This is a genomic window from Marinobacter sp. AL4B, assembly GCF_019916045.1.
GTDB lineage: Bacteria > Pseudomonadota > Gammaproteobacteria > Pseudomonadales > Oleiphilaceae > Marinobacter.
Map to the genome: position 1 here is coordinate 1,047,970 of NZ_JAILWZ010000013.1, position 18,517 is coordinate 1,066,486.

At 56.3% G+C, this 18,517-nt stretch carries 17 protein-coding genes and 1 riboswitch; of the genes, 11 read left to right on the forward strand and 6 right to left on the reverse strand.

From position 1 onward, the window contains the following. Positions 1-21: 21 nt before the first annotated feature. Positions 22-744: a 3'-5' exonuclease gene (locus K5L82_RS15115; RefSeq protein ID WP_223134708.1), complete on the reverse strand. Its 723-nt coding sequence runs from the start codon at positions 742-744 to the stop codon at positions 22-24. Then, positions 737-2,611: a putative nucleotidyltransferase substrate binding domain-containing protein gene (locus tag K5L82_RS15120; RefSeq protein WP_223134709.1), complete on the reverse strand. Its 1,875-nt coding sequence runs from the start codon at positions 2,609-2,611 to the stop codon at positions 737-739. The genes K5L82_RS15115 and K5L82_RS15120 overlap by 8 nt, the downstream gene beginning before the upstream one ends. A gap of 101 nt (positions 2,612-2,712) precedes the next feature. On the opposite strand from K5L82_RS15120, the gene cobU reads away from it, so the two are divergent. After that, the gene (gene cobU / locus K5L82_RS15125; protein ID WP_223134710.1) at positions 2,713-3,246 is read left to right on the forward strand and encodes a bifunctional adenosylcobinamide kinase/adenosylcobinamide-phosphate guanylyltransferase; all 534 of its coding nucleotides are present in this window, start codon (positions 2,713-2,715) and stop codon (positions 3,244-3,246) included. Here cobU and K5L82_RS15130 read toward each other — a convergent pair. Further along, complete coding sequence (locus K5L82_RS15130; protein ID WP_223134711.1) at positions 3,243-3,839, reverse strand: histidine phosphatase family protein; 597 nt, start codon at positions 3,837-3,839, stop codon at positions 3,243-3,245. The two genes, cobU and K5L82_RS15130, sit on opposite strands and share 4 nt — an antisense overlap. A gap of 6 nt (positions 3,840-3,845) precedes the next feature. After that, positions 3,846-4,898: a nicotinate-nucleotide--dimethylbenzimidazole phosphoribosyltransferase gene (cobT, locus tag K5L82_RS15135; RefSeq protein ID WP_410505869.1), complete on the reverse strand. Its 1,053-nt coding sequence runs from the start codon at positions 4,896-4,898 to the stop codon at positions 3,846-3,848. A gap of 131 nt (positions 4,899-5,029) precedes the next feature. Here cobT and cbiB point away from each other — a divergent pair, with 131 nt between their 5' ends. From cbiB to bluB, 10 genes are all read left to right on the forward strand, one after another. Continuing rightward, the gene (gene cbiB, locus K5L82_RS15140) at positions 5,030-5,965 is read left to right on the forward strand and encodes an adenosylcobinamide-phosphate synthase CbiB (RefSeq protein ID WP_223134958.1); all 936 of its coding nucleotides are present in this window, start codon (positions 5,030-5,032) and stop codon (positions 5,963-5,965) included. Continuing rightward, complete coding sequence (gene cobD, locus K5L82_RS15145; protein WP_316933409.1) at positions 5,962-7,008, forward strand: threonine-phosphate decarboxylase CobD; 1,047 nt, start codon at positions 5,962-5,964, stop codon at positions 7,006-7,008. Before cbiB ends, cobD begins: the two co-directional genes overlap by 4 nt. A gap of 43 nt (positions 7,009-7,051) precedes the next feature. Further along, positions 7,052-7,260, forward strand: a riboswitch (cobalamin riboswitch). A 156-nt stretch (positions 7,261-7,416) separates the two neighbouring features. Further along, positions 7,417-9,210 (forward strand): TonB-dependent receptor domain-containing protein, encoded by a 1,794-nt coding sequence (locus K5L82_RS15150; RefSeq protein WP_223134713.1) that lies wholly within the window; start codon positions 7,417-7,419, stop codon positions 9,208-9,210. Positions 9,211-9,238: 28 nt separating this feature from the next. Next, positions 9,239-10,123 carry a cobalamin-binding protein gene (locus K5L82_RS15155; protein WP_316933410.1) on the forward strand — a complete coding sequence of 295 codons (885 nt, stop codon included), beginning with the start codon at positions 9,239-9,241 and terminating at the stop codon, positions 10,121-10,123. Between the two features lie 39 nt (positions 10,124-10,162). Beyond that, positions 10,163-11,122, forward strand: a complete 960-nt coding sequence (locus K5L82_RS15160) for a FecCD family ABC transporter permease (RefSeq protein WP_223134714.1) — start codon at positions 10,163-10,165, stop codon at positions 11,120-11,122. Next, positions 11,122-11,895 (forward strand): ABC transporter ATP-binding protein, encoded by a 774-nt coding sequence (locus tag K5L82_RS15165; RefSeq protein WP_133006810.1) that lies wholly within the window; start codon positions 11,122-11,124, stop codon positions 11,893-11,895. Before K5L82_RS15160 ends, K5L82_RS15165 begins: the two co-directional genes overlap by 1 nt. 22 nt (positions 11,896-11,917) lie before the next feature. Then, positions 11,918-13,249, forward strand: a complete 1,332-nt coding sequence (locus tag K5L82_RS15170) for a cobyrinate a,c-diamide synthase (RefSeq protein ID WP_223134715.1) — start codon at positions 11,918-11,920, stop codon at positions 13,247-13,249. Beyond that, positions 13,242-13,853, forward strand: coding sequence for a cob(I)yrinic acid a,c-diamide adenosyltransferase (cobO, locus tag K5L82_RS15175; protein WP_223134716.1), 612 nt, complete (start codon positions 13,242-13,244; stop codon positions 13,851-13,853). The genes K5L82_RS15170 and cobO overlap by 8 nt, the downstream gene beginning before the upstream one ends. Beyond that, complete coding sequence (locus K5L82_RS15180; RefSeq protein WP_223134717.1) at positions 13,854-15,323, forward strand: cobyric acid synthase; 1,470 nt, start codon at positions 13,854-13,856, stop codon at positions 15,321-15,323. After that, entirely contained in the window at positions 15,320-16,021 is a 702-nt protein-coding gene (gene bluB / locus K5L82_RS15185) for a 5,6-dimethylbenzimidazole synthase (RefSeq protein ID WP_133006806.1), read from the forward strand. The genes K5L82_RS15180 and bluB overlap by 4 nt, the downstream gene beginning before the upstream one ends. 4 nt (positions 16,022-16,025) lie before the next feature. On the opposite strand, the gene K5L82_RS15190 is transcribed toward bluB, so the two are convergent. After that, the gene (locus K5L82_RS15190) at positions 16,026-16,925 is read right to left on the reverse strand and encodes a F0F1 ATP synthase subunit gamma (protein WP_223134718.1); all 900 of its coding nucleotides are present in this window, start codon (positions 16,923-16,925) and stop codon (positions 16,026-16,028) included. Further along, positions 16,909-18,513, reverse strand: coding sequence for a F0F1 ATP synthase subunit alpha (locus K5L82_RS15195; protein ID WP_223134719.1), 1,605 nt, complete (start codon positions 18,511-18,513; stop codon positions 16,909-16,911). Before K5L82_RS15195 ends, K5L82_RS15190 begins: the two co-directional genes overlap by 17 nt. Positions 18,514-18,517 lie beyond the last annotated feature (4 nt).

The following is an 18,517-nucleotide window of genomic DNA, read 5'->3' on the forward strand; positions in this document are numbered from 1 at the left end:
AAGGGCTTGGGCTACGGTCACCTATACCCATAGGTCACCGACGGGCGTGTCCGGGCTGAAATGATGAGCAATCTGGGCTTGTAACAGTTCGGCAGTCGCAATGGCATCAATCAGGGCACTGTGGCCGGCGTAGTGAGGCAAACCATAGCGGGTTCGGCTATCGGGCAGGCGGATTGATGTGGGCTTTTTGCCCACGAGTTGTTGCCAGCGCGAAGGCCGCCGCCGGGGGTGCAGGTAAGCCTCGATGGCCATGGTGTCGATGACCGGAAAACGCAGTTGTTCGTTTAACCGCCATTGCAAAGCGGTATTAAGAAAAGGGCGTTCGATATTACGATAATGCACCACCGGTATTCGCCCAATCAGGTGTTCAAACAGAGGGTCGAGCACTTCTTCCAGATCAGGTGCGTCTTGAATTTCAGCGTGGGTGATGCCGTGAATGGCGACCGACTCCTGATGCAACGGCAGTTTCGGGCGTACAATCTGGTGCCACGCTTTGCCAAGCTGGATGCCTTTCAGCGTGAATGGAACCAAGCCGATACTCACGATTGAGTGTTGGGTAACATCCAGCCCGGTGGTCTCAAAATCCAGTGCCAGCAGCGGAACGTCTTTGATCGGCGTTTCCGGGTTGGGGCAACCGGCTTCGTAAAATGCGCGAATTCTTGGGTCAACGGCTTTCTGAACTTGCGTGCGATAATTTTCCGGCCAGTTTTGTTTGCTATTCCGACTCTTGATGTTACTAGGCATTCCTGACCGTCCCTGCGTTGTAGCGGAATCTGAGGAATCTTTGAGCATTGCTGACAATCTGAAAGGCGTCTTTCAGATGGCTTCGTTCAAAGGGGGACAAGTCTTCAGGACGCACGTTGTTGTCGGGCTCGCGACCTTCTTCGATGGCTAAGGCCTGATGGCGAACTCGGACAATGGATATAAATTCCAGGGCATCACGCAGGTTGCCGGCATCGTCATCGACCAGCAGTTTGGTTTCGGCAATGTCTTTCAAGCGCTCAAACGAGTTCTGGGAGCGAGATCCGCAGGCCAGTGCGTGCACGCGGATCAGATCGGACAGCGGCGCGGTGCCCCGCCGCTTCAGGTTGAAGGTTTTTTGGTGCTTGCCGTCTTCTTCCAGCACGAACGTGCGGAAGAAGCCAAGTGGCGGTGTGCGGTTCAAGGCATTGCGTGCCATCAGCGTCAGAAATCTCTGGCTGCTGGAAGCTTTGTCGGCGACCAGGGTTTTCAATTGCTCGGCGAAATTGGTTTCACCGTGAATGCCATCCAGGTCGAAGAAAATGTTGCTGTTGAGTAGCGTTTGGCCGTTAGGATTATCAATCCAGTCGGTGAAGTATTTTTTCCACACCTTGAGGGGCTGGCGCCATTTTGGGTTGGTGGCCATGATGTCACCGGTGCAATAGGTGTAGCCACACTCGGCGAGGCCGTCTGACACGAACTTGGCCATTGCCAGGAAATATTCGTCGTGTTCTTCCGGAGTGAAACTGTCGTCGAGTATCAGGGCGTTATCCTGATCGGTTACGACCAGTTGTTCGTCCCGTGCCATCGACCCCAAGGCCATGTAGCAGTATGGAATGGGCGGGGGGCCGAGTTTTTCTTCCGCCAGTTCCAGCAGGCGCTGGCTGAAACTGCGGCCAATGCCGGCCATGGCGCTGCCGACCATGTGGGAATTGGCATCTTCGTTGACCATGCGCACGAAACTGTCGCGCACGTCTACACTGATTTTCTTCAAGCCCTTCACATTCTGTTGGCGGAAGATGTTGCTGACCAGATAGATACTGCTCTGGCTTTCGTATTTGATGATGTCCGATAGAGCGATAACCCCGCGCACTTCATTGCCGTCCATCACTGGCAGGTGGTGCACGTTGTTGTGCAGCATGGTCAGCATGGCTTCGAAGATAAAGGCCCGGCTACGGATGGTGATCAGCTCTTCCGTCATGATCTCACAGACGGGGGTTTCAGAGGCTAAGGCGTAGTTCACGGCCCGGGTGCGTAGATCCCGGTCGGTAATAATGCCCACTAGTTTTGGTGTGTCGCCGCTTTCGTCCATCAGCGGCAAGGACGATACGCCGTTGTCAGTCATAATCCGCGCCGCTTCTTGCAAACGCACTGTAGTAGGCGCGGACACCAGCGGTCGGGAAATCAGCCGGGTCACTTTCGCCGTCATGAGCTCGTTCGATTTTTCCCGGCGCGAGACGGCGGAGCGCAGACGACTGCGGTCCTCGATTTCAACGAAGTCGGCGAAGTTGTCGTCATGCTCCCAAAGGTAATGAAAGATATGATCGGGAATTTTGTAGATCAGACTGTCTTCGATGGCTTTGACCGGGAAGCGCACTTTTTTGTTCATCATCAGGCCGAACTGACCGAAAATCTCGCCCTCACCAGCCCGGCTGTATAGCTCACCCGAGCGCCGATAGATCTCGACAGCGCCACTGCGAACGTAATGCAGGCTATCGGCTTGATGGCCGAGCTCGACAATGTGCGTTCCTGCACGGACGTAAACCACCTCGATGTTGGTGACGATTTTGTCCAGCAACTCGTCGGACATTTCGTCAAAGGGCGCGTGTTGGGTAATGTGATTTTGAATGTCCAGCAGTTCGGCCTGCATGTTCTCTCCAGCGAATACAAGTTCTGGCCAAACTATAGCAGTTGTGGTTTTTTTTGGTGTACCTTTGGCACCCTTTCTCTCGGGTCTTCAGGAGGCTTGGCATGGCGGTGAAATTGCTGGTAACCGGAGGCATTCGTTCTGGCAAAACGGCGATGGCAGAACAGCGCGCGCAGGCGGCGGAAGCGTCTGTCGTGTATGTGGCGACGGCCACAGCGGGCGACGATGAAATGGCGCAGCGTATTCGCCGCCACCAACAGCAGCGGCCGGCTGGTTGGGGCTTGGTGGAAGAGCCGTTGCATTTGGCTCACGTGCTCAATGATTATCAGGAGCAATCAGCCAAGCCGCCTCTGTTGCTCATCGATTGCATGAGTCTGTGGTTGAGCAATTTGTTGTTTGCCGAAAGCGGGGTGTTTGAACAGGAACGAGCGGCTTTTCTGACAGCCGTGGAGCAGTATGCCGGCTCTGTTGTGGTGGTTACCAATGAGGTCGGGTTGGGCACCATTGGCATGGACCCGCTCACCCGGCGCTTTGCGGATGAGCTGGGTTGGTTGAATCAGGCGCTGGCCCAGCGCTGTGACGAAGTGGTGATGTCGATCGCTGGTTTGCCACTGACTCTCAAAGGTAGCCACACTTAAGGTTGGTGGCTGATCACGCTGCGAAAGATGCCAAACTCGGATTGATCAACCTGTATGCGGCTGCGGCAGGCGTAAGGCACCGCAAAGCCGGTGAAGGATTTCTCCAGCGGTATGCCCAAAACATCAGCCAGAGCCATTCGAATAACGCCACCATGGCAGACCACCAACACCTTTTGCCCGGACAGCTTCTCCTGCCAGTGATGAATGCTGTGGATCACTCGGTTGTAAAAGTCGGCGACCGGTTCACCGCCTGGTGGCAGGAAGTTAATAGGGTCTTTCCAGAAACGATTCAGACGATCACCGTAACCTGCCTCGACCTGTTCCGCGGTCAGTCCTTCCCACTCGCCAAATCCGATTTCCCGAAGCTCCTGTTCGATATGCAGCGGAATGTTCTGTTGCTTAGAAAGGGTTTCCGAAAACCGTTGGCAGCGGGCCATGGGCGAACTCACGATGGCATCCCAGTGGTCGGTGCTGGTGATGGCGGCGTGCATTTGCTGCCAGCCCAGTTCGCTTAACGGATCATCTTTGCTGCCCCGGAACATCGGGCCGCCTTCGGGTTCGCCGTGGCGTATCAGGTCGAGAATGGTGGTCATGGTGGTTTACTCTTCTGATTTTCCGCTGATGTTGGCATCTGCAAAGCTGGCCATTTGATTGTGCAAAGCGCAGGCGGAACGAAGCAGAGGTACCGCGACAGCCGCTCCGCTACCTTCGCCCAAACGCATACCAAGATCCAGCAAGGGTAACGCTTCCAGCGCCTCCAGAACGGCATTGTGCCCGGGTTCGGCTGAGCGGTGGGCGAACAGCAGCCAGTCGCGCACGCGCGGTTGCTGATGAACGGCGATCAGTGCAGCGGCCGACACGATGAACCCGTCCACAAGAACCGGAATACCCCGGGCCGCACTGCCCATAATAGCGCCGACTAAACCGGCGAGTTCAAATCCGCCCAATGAGGTCAGCACCGTCAGTGGGTCTTTGGAGTCACCGTGGCGGGCCAGGGCGCGCTCCACCACGGCGGCTTTTCGAGAGACGCCTTTGGCGTTCAGGCCCGTTCCAGGGCCAACTAACGGCTGTGGGCTGTGGCCCAGAAGAGCGCAAGCTATAGCCGAGGCGCTGGTGGTGTTGCCAATGCCCATGTCGCCACCAATAAACAGCCGGCAGCCAGCTGCTTTAGCACGTTTCGCAGCGTTGTCACCGCTGGTCAGCGCCGCTTCCACCTGTTCGCGGGTCATGGCGCAGGTTTCTGCCATGTTCGCTGTTGACGGTGCGATAATCTCGCTAATCACACCGGGCAGTTCCGGCACGTCTGCAACGGTGCCCAGATTCACCACCTCCAGACTGGCACCAAGTTCTTTTGCCATGACGCTGATGGCTGCGCCGCCATGGGCGAAGTTGGCAATCATCTGCGCGGTAACAGCCTGCGGAAAAGCGGATACGCCTTCAGCGCAAACGCCGTGATCACCGGCGAAAATGGCCATGCGAACCGGATCAACCGTAGGCGTTTCACTGCCCGACAAGCCCGCAAGTGTAATGGCAATCCGCTCCAGATTTCCCAGAGATCCGGGTGGCTTTGTGAGTACTTGCTGGCGAGCCAAGGCAAGTTCTGAATGTGCGTGGGACGGAGTGGGTGGCTGCTGAAGCCAGCTTTGGGGCAGAGGCATGGAGTGTTCCTTGTGAACGGAAAGAGAGGATGGTCTATCTGTGGCCCAATGGTGTCAAGGTAAGGCTTGAGTCGGGTAGACTTGCCGGCATTCTTCATGAGGGTGTGGTCTTGGAAGCGTTTTCGATGTCGGTAGCCGCGTGCTGTGTCGCGGTTTTGTTCGATGTATTGGTGGGAGAGCCGCGTCGCTGGCACCCGTTGGTAGGCTTCGGCCGTGCGGTTGTTTGGTTTGAGCATCGCTTTAATCGTCGGCCGCAACAAGCGGGTCGTAGTGTAGCGCTCGGTGGGATTTCAGCCGTGCTGTTGATGGCCCCAGTGGTTGCCGTGGCAGTACTGTTACAGGAACTGTTGAGTGGTTGGGCGGCGTTATGGGTGCAGGCAGCTGTGCTGTGGCTGGCCATTGCGCTGCGGGGCTTAGCCGAGCATGGCAAGGCGGTATCGGACGCTTTGCTGCAAGAGAATGGAGAGCAAGCCCGTGAAGCGGTAAGGCGCATTGTGAGCCGCGATGCCGAATCGCTCTCCGACAGCGGTGTGGCCGCTGCGGCCGCCGAATCTATGTTGGAGAACGGTGCGGATGCAGTCTTTGCCAGTTTGTTCTGGTTCCTGGTGGCTGGCTTACCGGGTGTGGTTTTGCACCGCCTGGTGAATACGCTGGACGCTATGTGGGGTTACCGTAACGAGCGCTACCTCTACTTTGGACGCTTTGCCGCCCGACTGGATGACCTTATGGGCTGGGTGCCTGCGCGGCTGACCGCCCTTACCTACGCGCTGATGGGCAACACGCGGCTAGGGATGTCGTGTTGGTTTCGTCAGGGAAAAACATGGGACAGCCCCAATGCCGGCCCGGTGATGGCGGCAGGGGCCGGAGCGCTGGGCGTTTCCCTGGGCGGCCCGGCACCCTACGCCAACGGAGTTAAACAACGCCCCCGGTTGGGCCGCGGCCCTGAGGCAAACGCCCAGACGGTTGATGGGGCCGTCGGGCTGGTTCAGCGAGGTGTGGGCCTGTGGTTGATTGTCTTGGCGCTGTTCGCCTTTGGTTTTCTGGCGGGAGGTGCAGTGTGATTCCGTTTCGTTCACCTGAGCGCCCGGAACACGGCGGCAGGCTGGAAGCCGCGGCCCGGAAATGGGGGATACCCCGAGACCAGTGGCTTGATCTTTCAACCGGTATAAACCCCGTGCCCTACCCTATTCCCGAGATTCCGTTAGAGGTTTGGCAACGCCTGCCCGAGCCGGATGACGGTTTGGAAGAGATTATTCGGCACTGGGCCGGGGCACCGGCTGATGCAGTCTGTCTGCCCGTGGCTGGAAGTCAGCAAGCCATCATGGCGTTGCCTGCAGTTCGTAAACGCGTGCATGGGCTTGGCCGGGTGGCGGTGCCCATACCGGGTTACAGGGAACACGGCCATGCCTGGCAACGGGCGGGCTTTGAAGTGGTGGGTATTTCCGCGGAGCAGGCATTGGCGGATGATCTGGACTGGCTGGCTTCAGTAGATGTGATGGTTTGGGTTAATCCAAACAATCCGACTGGGCAGGTGCTGATGCCAGAGCGATTGTTGGCCTGGCGGGAAAGGTTGGAGCGGCACGGTGGATGGTTGGTTGTGGATGAGGCGTTCATTGACGGACTTCCCGATCATACGCTCGACCCATGGGCAGGTTCAGCCAATCTTCTGATACTGAGGTCGTTAGGGAAGTTTTTTGGGTTGGCGGGAATTCGGGCCGGCGCTGTGCTGTTGGAACGTGGGCTGGCAAAACAATTCAACCACGAACTTGGGCCTTGGCCTGTAAGTGGCCCGACGCGATATTTAATGAAACGGGTTTTGGAAGACGAGACCTGGCAAGCAGGAGCATTGGCCAAGCAGCAAGAAGCCTCGATGAGATTGTCCGCTCTGCTTGAACAACATGGTCTGGGATCCCTTTCCGGCACTTTGTTGTTTCAGACGGTACAGCATTCGAAGGCAGCGGAAATTGCAGATCGTCTCGCCCGGTGCGGAATTCTGGTGCGGTGCTTCGATGCTCCCCAGGCTTTGCGCTTTGGTTTGCCCGCCGATGAGGCCAGCTGGCAGCGCCTGGCTGACGCTCTGTCGGGAATTTATATATGTCATTGACCACCCCCACCCCGGTTGGTAGTCTTGCCCGCGATTTCAGGTGCTCTGCATTTTCATTTCAGGCTGGCGATAGTCGGATGAATCCATAGAGTGAAACGGGAAGCTGGTGAGAGTCCAGTACTGCCCCCGCAACGGTAATCAGGTTAATAGCAATCCGTTACGCCACTGTGCCATAGGCATGGGAAGGTGATTGCTCCGGAGCACGGTCTCCGCCTGAAAGTCCGGAGACCGGCCTGAAAGACGGAGTTTCTCAAACTCCGTACACCAGACGTTGCGGAGGGCGACGGCGGTGGGTGATCCGGCTCATCAGCACTACACGCCCTCCACCCCCGTCCGAACACCTTAATTGTCCTTCGCAGTAACCAAGACCGACCGCGCGGGTGCGTGCGGTGAACTGTGAGTGATGATATGAACCCTTCGAAGGCCATTCCGGCGTTAATTTTGTTGCCTGTATTTGCAGCGACAGCCGATGCTAGCCAGCAAGAAACTCAAATATTGAACCCAATCGTAGTGACCGCCACTCTGGCTCCCAGTACTCAGGGCGAAAGCTTATCATCGGTGACGGTGCTTGAAGAGGAAGAAATTACAAGGCAACAGGCACTGCAGTTTTCGGAACTGCTGGAAAGTCAGCCGGGTATAAACGTTACGAATACCGGCTCATTTGGTAAGCAAACCAGTGTGTTCATTCGGGGGCATGACTCGTCGGGCGCAGTGTTGCTGGTAGATGGTATTCGTTTGCGCTCAGCAACTTCGGGTGCTCCAGCATGGCAGCACTTGCCGCCTCAAATGATTAAACGAGTAGAAATTGTTCGAGGTAGTCGCAGTAGCTTGTACGGCGCGGATGCGACCGGAGGTGTGATTCAGGCATTTACCTTGCCAGAGACCAAGCAGTCGGCCGGCGGTTGGGTGGAAGTCGGTGCAGGTAACTTTGATAGCCAGCAGTACGGTGCTGGGTTCTCCTTTGCTGAACGTGACACCAAAGTTAACGTAGGCACTCATTATTTTCGAACTGACGGCGCGCCAGTTGTCATTGGTGGTGAAGATAAGGCATACGACAACCATTCCTCCGTGGCGAGTGCGAGCCATGTATTTTCAAATGGCGTGAAAGTTTCCGGTTTATTCCTCAACGCGAATGGAACGACAGAATACGAAGGTGGCGAAACGGATTTCACTCTACAAACTGCAGGCGCCAGTTTAGATGCCCCGATCACTCGTTATTGGCGTGCAAAATTGCAGGTTTCCGATGCAAGAGATGAAGGCGAATCTTTTGCGCCGGGTAGCTCTCCTACTTTTTTCGATACTCAAAGCCGCACAACGAGGCTAGAGAATTGGCTGACTTGGGGCGTGCATGAATTTGTCGTAGGCGCTGAAAGAATGACGGATCAGGTGAGCAGCACAACAGCTTACGAGGAAAGCAGCCGTGCGAATAACGCCTATTTTGCTCAAGCTTTGCTCGGCTTTGGACCTGCAGACCTCCATTTGAGTATTCGCAATGATGACAATGAAGCCTATGGCAAACATACAACATGGGGCGCTGCGGCGGGCTACCAATTTGATCGTCAGCATCGTGTCCGCGTGAGTGCTGGAACCTCATTCAAAGCACCGTCGTTTAACGATTTATACTGGCCTAATTACGGAGATCCAACCCTGGAACCCGAAGAGGCGATCAGTTATGAAGTGGGGCTTGCAGGACGCTATACATCTTGGTTCTGGGACGTGGCGTTGTTCCAAAGTGACGTGGACGACCTGTCACTGTCCAGCAAGAATGGTGTCGATAATGTTCCTGAAGCTCGCCTACGGGGAGTTGAGGCATCGGCAGGACTAGAAGTAGACAAGTGGCTGATGAAACTGGCTGGAACCTTTGGGGATTACGAAGATAGTCAGACAGGTGATCAGTTAAGGCGCCGTGCAGAGCAATCGATACGCTTAGATGTCGATCGATTGCTGGGGCGCTGGAGTGTTGGCGGTACCGCTCGCGCAGAGAATCATCGTTTTAACGCTGCCGGTGAGGAAGGCCGCCTGCCAGGCTACGGGCTTGTTGACCTAAGAACAAGTTGGTCTTTTGCGCCAGATTGGGTGGCGAAGTTGTCGGTTAAAGATGTGTTCGATAAAACATACCATACCGCTAGTCGATGGACCGGAGATGTCTATACAACCGCAGGCCGCACGGCCATGCTGACTGTCCGCTACGACATTCGATAAACGATGTGATAACAGCGAGGAGGTGCCAGTGATAAAGCTGAAAGCTATAGCAATGGTGTTGAGCTTGATGCTACTGGCGCCATTTGGGTTGGCGGCGCCTGTTTGTGTTACGGATGATCAAGGGGAAGAAATTTGCCTGGATCAACCGGCCAAACGCATCGCTACCCTGTCCCCCGGTGCTACAGAACTGGCGTTTGCTGCTGGAGCGGGCGACAAGGTAGTCGCTGTGGTGAATTACAGTGATTACCCCGAAGCAGCCCTCAAGTTACCTTTGGTGGGCAATCATACCCGAATAGATTTGGAAGCGCTGTTGGCGCTTAAACCCGATTTGGTGATCACGTGGCGAACAGGTAATCCACCCGCGCAAATGGAGATGCTGCAGGCATTGGGTTTGCCCATGTTTGCCATTGAACCACGCACCTTCGAGGGCGTTTCCAAAGTCATTGAACAGCTTTCGATACTGGCGGGCACGGAACAGGAAGGTTTTGCGGAAGCGGAACGTTTCCGTAAAGGGATCGCTGTGATTGCAAAGCAGTACCGCGACGCAAAGCCCATACCGGTCTTCTATCAAGTCTGGCAGACGCCGCTGATGACCATCAACAATGATCACCTGATTGGCAAAGTGGTTCAGCTTTGCGGAGGGGTGAATGTTTTCGGCGACATGCCGCGGCTGGTGCCGAGAATCAGTGCCGAAGTGGTGCTGGCGGCAGACCCTCACGCAATTATTACCGGAAGCGTTGAGGGTATCGAAGATAACCAGCTTGATCACTGGAAGAACTACCCGGGAATGAGCGCTGTGGCAAAAAACAACCTGTTTTTTGTGCCGGCATCACCGATATCAAGGCCGACCCCCAGGCTTCTTGAAGCGAGTCGTGATATTTGCCAAAGGCTGGACGTTGCCCGTGGACGCTAGTAAAACCTGCAAAAACCTGGGTAAACAGGTGCCTGCACTATGACAAGATCTTTGTTGGTGCTCAGTGGGATTTCTTTGGCTGCTTTTATGTTGGCGCTGGCGATAGGCAGCGTAACGATTGCACCTTCGGAACTCTGGGCTGTCATTCAGGGTGAGGGCAGCAAGCTGAACCAGACCTTGCTGCTGGAGTTGCGCCTGCCACGTACCCTTGCCGCATTTGCGACTGGTGGTCTGTTAGCGGTGGCGGGAGCCTTGATGCAGGTGCTGCTACGCAACCCGTTGGCTGACCCGTATGTGCTGGGGCTGTCCGGAGGTGCCGCGGTTGGTGCGCTGTTGGCGATGTTGACAGGGATGGGGGCGTTGCTGATCTCTGGCTCAGCCTTCGCCGGCGCCATGTTGGCAATGGTGTTGGTGTTCGGTCTTGCCCATGGTACCGGCAGTTGGACCGCCTCGCGTCTGCTGCTGACGGGTGTTGTGGTGGCGGCTGGCTGGGGAGCCGTGATTACGCTGATGCTGGCCATTACCCCATCATACAAACTACCCGGCATGCTTTACTGGCTGATGGGCGATGTTTCCTACGCTCGTACCCCTTGGCCAGCGGTGATGGTGCTTGTGCTGGCTATTCTGGTGATTATGCCGCTTGCCAGAAATCTAAACGTGTTGGCGCGTGGCCCGATGCAGGCAGCGGTACTCGGAGTATCGGTTCGCCCGCTTGAGTGGACTATTTATGTGCTCGCCAGCCTGCTGACCGCGACGGCGGTAACAACAGCAGGCAGTATCGGGTTCGTAGGCCTGATTGTGCCGCATATGCTTCGTCTGGTACTGGGCAACGACCAGCGCATTATTTTGCCGGCCAGTGCCTTGGCCGGCGGCACTCTGCTTGTCTTGGCGGATACCCTCGCCCGCACTGTGATCGCGCCTGAGCAGCTTCCCGTGGGCGTAATTACCGCATTACTGGGCGTACCGACCTTCCTGTATCTACTGCACCGGAGCCGTTGATGAGCACGCTGCATACTTGCGATCTGATCATCAATGTACCCGGTAGAGCAGACGGTTTTCCTCTTAATTTGAGTGTGAAACCCGGTCAGACGTGGGGCGTGTTGGGCCCTAATGGGGCCGGAAAAACCACTCTGTTGCATACCCTCGCTGGCTTGTTACCTGCACGCAGTGGCCGAGTTGTATTGAACGATTCGCCGCTGATAGAGCTAAAGCGTCGTGACGTAGCGCAGCAGCTGGGCTTGGTGTTTCAGGAGCGTCAAGACAGTTTCCCTGCAACGGTTATGGAAACCGCATTGATTGGGCGTCACCCATGGTTGTCGCCTTGGGAAAACGAGCAAGCTGATGATCAAACTCGCGCGCAACAGGCATTGGCGACGATGGATGTTGATCATTTGTCTGACCGTTTGCTCAGTACCTTGTCGGGCGGTGAGCGTCAGCGGGTTGCGATCGCAACACTGATGACCCAGAACCCCGACATCTGGTTGCTTGATGAGCCGACGAACCATCTGGACTTACACCATCAGGTCAAAGTCATGCGTCTTCTTAGAAGCCAGTCTGTTACCGGAAAGGCCGTGTTCATGTGCCTGCACGACCTGAACCTGGCCGCACGGTGGTGTAGCCATGTATTGCTGCTTTACCCCAACGGTGATGCTTGTTGGGGGCCCGCTGACAGTATGTTGAAACCATCCGCACTTGAACAATTGTATAACCAAAAACTGGTGACCGTAGAGGCCGACGGCGCACCGGTGTTTGTTCCTGTGAGCTCCGGTTAATAACGATGACAATGGTGAAACTATGAACAAGTTCGTCCCGGCAGTAATGATTACCGGCCCCGCCTCGGGGCAGGGGAAATCCATGGTGACAGCGGCATTGGCCCGTCTACACCGGAATGCCGGGCGTAAGGTGCGAGTGTTTAAGCACGGGCCGGATTATCTCGACCCGATGGTGCTGGAGGTTGCATCCGGACACCCCGTCTATCAGTTACACCCTTGGATGACCGGAGAAGATGAGTGCCGCTGGCGGTTGGCTGAGGCAGCACAAGATGCGGACCTCATTTTGATCGAAGGCGCGATGGGATTGTTTGATGGCGATCCATCCAGTGCTGATTTGGCGAAACTTATGGGTATTCCAGCCCTGCCCGTTATCGACGCAGGCGGCATGGCTCAAACCTTTGGTGCTCTCGTGTTGGGTCTTGTCCGCTTTGACCCGGAGCTATCAATTTATGACGTGATTGCGAATAAAATTGGTAGCCCTCGCCATGGTGAAATGCTGAAAGAGCGGCTGCCTGAAGGTGTTCGTTTGTTAGGGGCTATCCCCAGAAACGATGCCATGAACATACCCGAGCGACATCTGGGGCTAATGCAACCGGCAGAGCTCGGTAATCTCGACCAGAAACTGGATGACGCTGCCCAAGTGTTGAAAGAGGCGGGGCTCGACGAATTGCCAAAAGCGGTGGAGATTCCCGCAGTTGAATCGGTAAATCGGCCCCAAGCACTGCTGGCCGGCGTGCGTATTGCGATCGCTCGTGACGCCGCCTTCAGCTTTATCTATCGCGCCAACACCGAATTACTGCAAGCAATGGGCGCTGAACTGCACTATTTCTCCCCGCTGGATGACTCGGAACTGCCGCCCGCGGATGCCCTTTGGCTTCCTGGCGGGTACCCGGAGCTGCATGGCAATACGCTGGCGGAGAATACTGCGATGGCGAATTCAATTCGTGCCTTTCATGGCGCGGGTAAGCCGATATTGGCGGAATGCGGTGGCTTAATGGCCTGTGCGCAAGAACTCTCGGATAAAGACGACGTGGTGCATTCGCTGTATGGCCTGATACCGGGCCGCGCGGCTATGGCTAAGCGTTTGCAAGGCATCGGCATGCACAGTCTGAAAACGGAGCAAGGCGATTTGCGAGGCCACACGTTCCATCGCTCTACGCTGGATACCTCGTGGCAGCCATCTGCTTATAGCCATAAGCAAGCAGGCACCGGCGGTGAGGCCGTTTTCTGCCAAAATGCTTTGGTGGCCAGCTATTTCCACGGTTATTTCCCGTCAGCTCCCGAATTGGTAGCCGCTATTTTTCGCGGACAGGCGCTGACTTTCTGTACTGACAAGGAGAAGACCTATGCGTGAACGCGCTAAAGACCCAGAACGCCACGCCAAGCGCATGGCGGCCAAGCAAAAAATCATGCAGGACCGCATCGCTCGGGCTCAGAAAGAGCAAGGTGTGTTACTGGTGCTGACCGGTCCCGGTAAGGGCAAAAGTAGCTCCGGCTTCGGCATGGTGGCTCGGGCTTTGGGGCATGGCATGAAGGTAGGCATTGTGCAGTTCATCAAAGGGGCGTTCAGCACCGGTGAAGAAGCGTTCTTCCGGGATCTGCCCAATGTGACCTACCATGTGATGGGCCAAGGCTACACTTGGGATACCCAAGATCGGGAGCAGGATGTTAAGAGCGCCAACGAGGCTTGGGACATCACCGCGGCCATGTTGAAAGACGACAGCTACGACTTGATCTTGCTGGACGAGCTGAACATTGCACTCAAATACGATTACATTGATCTTGATCGGGTGCTGGACGATCTGCAGGGCCGTCCGGATATGCAGCACGTCGTTGTAACCGGCCGCGGTGCACCCCAAGAACTGGTTGATCTTGCGGACACTGTTACAGAAATGGGCGTAGTGAAACACGCCTTCAAAGATCAAGGCATTAAAGCCCAGAAGGGTGTGGAACTGTAAATGCCCACCTTGATGGTTCAGGGCACCACTTCGGATGCAGGGAAAACCACTGTTGTGGCTGCCCTTTGCCGCTGGTTGGCCCGCCAAGGTGTGTCGGTTGCTCCTTTCAAACCCCAAAACATGGCTTTGAACAGTGCGGTAACGATGGATGGCGGTGAAATTGGCCGGTCCACCGCGCTGCAAGCCTTGGCGTGTGGCCTTGAACCGCACAGCGATATGAACCCGGTTCTACTGAAGCCCCAAAGCGACTGCGGCGCCCAGGTGATCTTGAGAGGCAAAGTCCACGGTAATATGGATGCCTTGGACTATCACGCCTACAAGGCTGAAGCCATGGCGTCGGTGATGGCCAGCTGGCGTGCGCTGAGTGGGCGCTACGACGTGATCATTGCCGAAGGTGCCGGCAGCCCAGCGGAGATTAATCTACGAGCCAACGACATTGCCAATATGGGCTTTGCCGAAGCAGCGGATTGCCCGGTGCTGTTGGTGGGTGATATCGACAAAGGCGGTGTTTTCGCACAGCTGGTCGGTACCCTCGAGTTGCTGTCTGAAACCGAGCGGGCAAGAACGGCGGGCTACATCATCAACCGCTTCCGGGGCGATATTGCGCTGTTGGAGCCGGGGCTCGACTGGCTTGAAACGCACACAAGCAAGCCGGTCTTCGGCGTGTTGCCATTCCTGCACGGGTTGGTGGTGGATTCCGAAGACAGTGTCAGCACTGAAGGCGATAGCCAAGCCGGCGCGTTGAACGTGGTGGTGCCGGTACTGCCGCGCATCAGCAATCACAATGACTTTGACCCGTTGCGGCTGCATCCGGGTGTAAATCTCACGTTTGTCGGCCCAGACCAACCCATACCTCCTGCTGATTTGATCATCCTGCCGGGCAGCAAAAGTACCCGTCACGACATGCAGTGGCTGAAACACCAAGGTTGGCCGGATGTTCTGCGCAAACATCTGCGCTATGGCGGCAAGGTGTTGGGGATATGTGGCGGCTTTCAGATGCTGGGGCAATGGGTTGACGACCCGAAAGGCCTTGAAGGCGAAGTCGGCCGCACAGAAAGCTTGGGCTTGCTGGAAATGAGTACGCGAATGGTGTCCGGCAAGCAGTTGAAGCAGGTGTCCGGCACCTTGACGGCGAGCGTGGCCGGGGCGAATACAAGCGTGGCGATGCAGGGCTATGAAATGCACAACGGGATTACCGAAGGCCCAGCACTGGCTCGCCCTTTTGCAGAACTGGAAGGCCGGCCGGATGGTGCGGTCAGTCACGATGACCAGATAGCCGGCACCTATATACATGGCCTGTTTGATGCGCGCGAAGCTTGTGATGCTATTTTGACTTGGGCGGGTTTGAACCAAACGGTTGCGCAGGCGGTAGATTACCAGAGCCACCGTTTACAGCAGTTAGATCGTTTGGCGGATCAAGTAGAAACCTGTTTGGATACCGGTCGGCTAAGGAGCCTGTTGCAGTTATGAGCAACCACAACGACCCGTTTACTGAAGCCCAGCAAGAAGGGCTGTACCGGGCTATTTTTGAACGCCGTGACGTGCGCTCGCAGTTTCTTCCCCACCCTATTCCGGACGATGTTTTAGCCCGAATCCTGAAAGCGGCCCATCACGCGCCGTCTGTTGGCTTTATGCAGCCGTGGGACTTCATCGTGATCGACAGTTTGCCGATACGGGAGCAGGTGCTGGCTAGTTTCAATGACGAGAACGCCAAGGCCGCTGAGAACTACACCGGCGAGCGGAAGGAATCCTATCGGAGCTTAAAGCTTCAAGGCATTATCGAAAGCCCGATCAACCTGTGCATCACCTGTGACCGTTCCCGGGGTGGCCCTCATGTGTTGGGCCGAAACTCGATCATGGAAATGGATCTGTTCAGCACCTGTCTGGCGGTACAAAACCTCTGGCTGGCGGCGCGGGCGGAAGGCATTGGTGTGGGCTGGGTCAGTATTTTGGACCAGAAGCAGTTGTCAGATATTCTGCAGTTGCCCGACCAGGTCTACCCCTTGGCGTATCTGTGCATGGGTTATGTCAGCGAGTTTTTGGATCAACCAGAACTGCAGGCGAAAGGCTGGCGCTCTCGTCTGCCGCTGGAGGAGCTGGTGCACGGAAATGGTTGGGGTAAGCCGATAGATCAAGTTAGCTTGATTGAGCAGTTGAAGAAAATCTGAAATTTTAGTCTGGTTGGCCGTGAGGTTTTTGTTTCTTCTTTAATGCTTCAAACCCAATAATCACATCCATCAACTCGTTGGTGATTTCTGTTTGACGCACCGATCGCATCTCCCCTTTTACCGCCTCAGCGCGCTCATTCACCGATTGCTCTGCCTGCTGCATCAGCGCTAGCCGAGCGGAGTTTTCGGTTACCATCGCTTCCGCGGAGGCGCGAAATACGCTGGCGAAGATGTGGCCATGAATCAGCGATGATAACAACGCGTCTGCCTCCATGGTGTAATCCGGAAGTGAGCGTGAACTCCAGTGCTTTTCACGCTGTAGCAGCAAGGGTGCCAGCGGAAGAAGACGCTGTATGCTTGGCTCCCGTGTGCCATGCTCGCCGCGTTGGGTAAACGCCAGGGTGACAGCCAGATTCTGTAGCGGTTGGTCCCGACTGAAGTGGTCTATGCGAGCAGCAATATCACCTGCAAGACGGCCGATACCATCCGCAGAGGCCGGTGGCAGTAAAACAGCTTCTGGCATCAGACCTTGATCACCGAGGGCATCGTTCATTTGCGCGCCGATACAGAGTAGGCGTTGCCTGCCGATCGTTTGGCTTTGGCAATGCAGCTGCACGGCGTCGGCGAGCACTTCATTGTAATTGCCGCAGAGGCCGTGGTCGGAGCCGAACACGATGACCAGATGCTCTGCTGCATCTGCGTGTCGCAGATTGATGCCGCCAGTTCGATAAGCGAAGGCGGCAAAGCCCTGTAGTATTGTCTGGTGATAGGCCTCAATAGAGCGGGCCGCGTGCTCATAGGGTGCCGCGTTAATTGCAGACAGGGTTTTCATGGTGTGGACGATGCCGTGAATGCCGGTCAGGGTCTTGCTGTGCCGGGTTAGCGCTTCAAGCGTCTGGGCCATAGCTGCCCCCGTCTGTATATGATGTTTGATCGCTGCGCGTTGCAGACAGCGCGGTGCGAGCGGCGATTATAATTCGGTCGCGGTCTTCTTTGCTCAGTTCTTTGTTTTCGCTGATGCGTTCGCCGATGAACTGAAAGCGCTTCCGGGGAGTGGCACGGATGCGGCTGATAGCATCGCTCAGTTGTTCTTCCGGCAAGGCATCGAAAAGCCCTTCCATTGCCGCAATCAGAACCGCCAGTTGTTCGGCAGCGGGCATGGGGTCACGCTCGGCCTGACGCAGCGCAGTGCGAACGGCGGCACCGCGGGTGAGGCGGGCACGGGTGGTGTCGTCCAGCCGGGTTCCGAAGCGGGCGAAGTCTTCCAGTTCTTCGAACTGCGACAGAGTAACTCGCAAGTTGCCGGCTACTTCACGCAGGGTGCGGCTTTGTGCCTTACCGCCCACGCGAGATACGGACAGGCCCAGATCTACGGCAGGAAACTGGTTACGGCGCACCAGCCTTGGAGACAGGTAAATTTGACCATCGGTGATGGAAATCAGATTGGTGGGAATATAGGCCGATAGATTCTCCGCCTGGGTTTCCACTACCGGCAAGGCGGTAATCGAGCCACCACCGGCTTCTTGAGTAAATTGGCCGGCTCGTTCCAAGAGGCGGGCATGCACGTAGAAAATGTCGCCGGGGAAGGCTTCACGCCCCGGTGGCCGGCGCAACAGCAACGACAGTTCCCGGTAGGAGCGAGCGTGATGAGTGAGGTCATCAAAAATCACCAGCACATCCTGGCCTTGATCGGAAAAGTATTCCGCCATGGCCATGGCGGAATAAGGCGCAATGTAAGCCAGTCCCGGAGTTTCTTCGTCGCCCGCCGACATAACGATGCTGCGGACCATCATGTCGCCCTTTTTCAAGGCTGCGATAACCCTCGATACGGCATCGCCACGCTGGCCAATGGCGCAATAGACACAGGTCACCTCTGATCGCGCCTGATTGAGTATGGTATCGATGGCGATGGAGGTTTTGCCGGTTTGGCGATCACCGATGATCAGCTCGCGCTGGCCTAGCCCCACTGGAACGGCGGCATCAATGGCTTTAAGGCCGGTGGCTAGTGGCTTGAAAATGGCTGAACGGCTCAGAATACCCGGTGCCTCTGCTTCGATAGGCGTTTCCGCTATGGCTTCAATAGGCCCCAAACCGTCTCTTGGGTGGCCCATGGCATCGACCACGCGACCGAGCAAAGCAGGGCCAACCGGCACGCTGACTACCTTACGGGTGCGGCGCACGTCCTCCCCCAGAGTAATGAACTCGGATGGCCCGAGTAGAATCACCCCGAGCCGACCAGGTTCCAAGTCCAGCACGATGCCGTGCACACCACATTCGAACACCAGTAATTCATCGGCCAGTGCACGGGCGAGGCCGGTGACGATAGCAACACCGCCGCCGACTTCGGTTACCTTGCCAACTTCAGTTATTACCGGTTTAGGGGCAGGCATTGCAAGCAGACGTTCCCGCCATGCCTCGAATTGCCCGGCCGAGTGCAGCCCAACGTGCGGTTGAGGCGGGGTTACGGCAGCAAGGGAATCGGTTTTGGACATAGCG

Excerpts from the sequence above, each read along its gene's own strand:
- K5L82_RS15130 (WP_223134711.1), bottom strand. The coding sequence starts at position 3,839 with ATGACCACCATTCTCGACCTGATACGCCACGGCGAACCCGAAGGCGGC.
- K5L82_RS15150 (WP_223134713.1), top strand. The coding sequence starts at position 7,417 with ATGAACCCTTCGAAGGCCATTCCGGCGTTAATTTTGTTGCCTGTATTT.
- K5L82_RS15190 (WP_223134718.1), bottom strand. The coding sequence starts at position 16,925 with ATGGCCCAGACGCTTGAAGCGCTAACCCGGCACAGCAAGACCCTGACC.
- cbiB (WP_223134958.1), top strand. The coding sequence starts at position 5,030 with ATGTCGGTAGCCGCGTGCTGTGTCGCGGTTTTGTTCGATGTATTGGTG.
- cobO (WP_223134716.1), top strand. The coding sequence starts at position 13,242 with ATGCGTGAACGCGCTAAAGACCCAGAACGCCACGCCAAGCGCATGGCG.
- K5L82_RS15180 (WP_223134717.1), top strand. The coding sequence starts at position 13,854 with ATGCCCACCTTGATGGTTCAGGGCACCACTTCGGATGCAGGGAAAACC.
- bluB (WP_133006806.1), top strand. The coding sequence starts at position 15,320 with ATGAGCAACCACAACGACCCGTTTACTGAAGCCCAGCAAGAAGGGCTG.
- K5L82_RS15115 (WP_223134708.1), bottom strand. The coding sequence starts at position 744 with ATGCCTAGTAACATCAAGAGTCGGAATAGCAAACAAAACTGGCCGGAA.
- K5L82_RS15160 (WP_223134714.1), top strand. The coding sequence starts at position 10,163 with ATGACAAGATCTTTGTTGGTGCTCAGTGGGATTTCTTTGGCTGCTTTT.
- K5L82_RS15120 (WP_223134709.1), bottom strand. The coding sequence starts at position 2,611 with ATGCAGGCCGAACTGCTGGACATTCAAAATCACATTACCCAACACGCG.
- cobU (WP_223134710.1), top strand. The coding sequence starts at position 2,713 with ATGGCGGTGAAATTGCTGGTAACCGGAGGCATTCGTTCTGGCAAAACG.
- K5L82_RS15170 (WP_223134715.1), top strand. The coding sequence starts at position 11,918 with ATGAACAAGTTCGTCCCGGCAGTAATGATTACCGGCCCCGCCTCGGGG.
- K5L82_RS15195 (WP_223134719.1), bottom strand. The coding sequence starts at position 18,513 with ATGTCCAAAACCGATTCCCTTGCTGCCGTAACCCCGCCTCAACCGCAC.
- K5L82_RS15165 (WP_133006810.1), top strand. The coding sequence starts at position 11,122 with ATGAGCACGCTGCATACTTGCGATCTGATCATCAATGTACCCGGTAGA.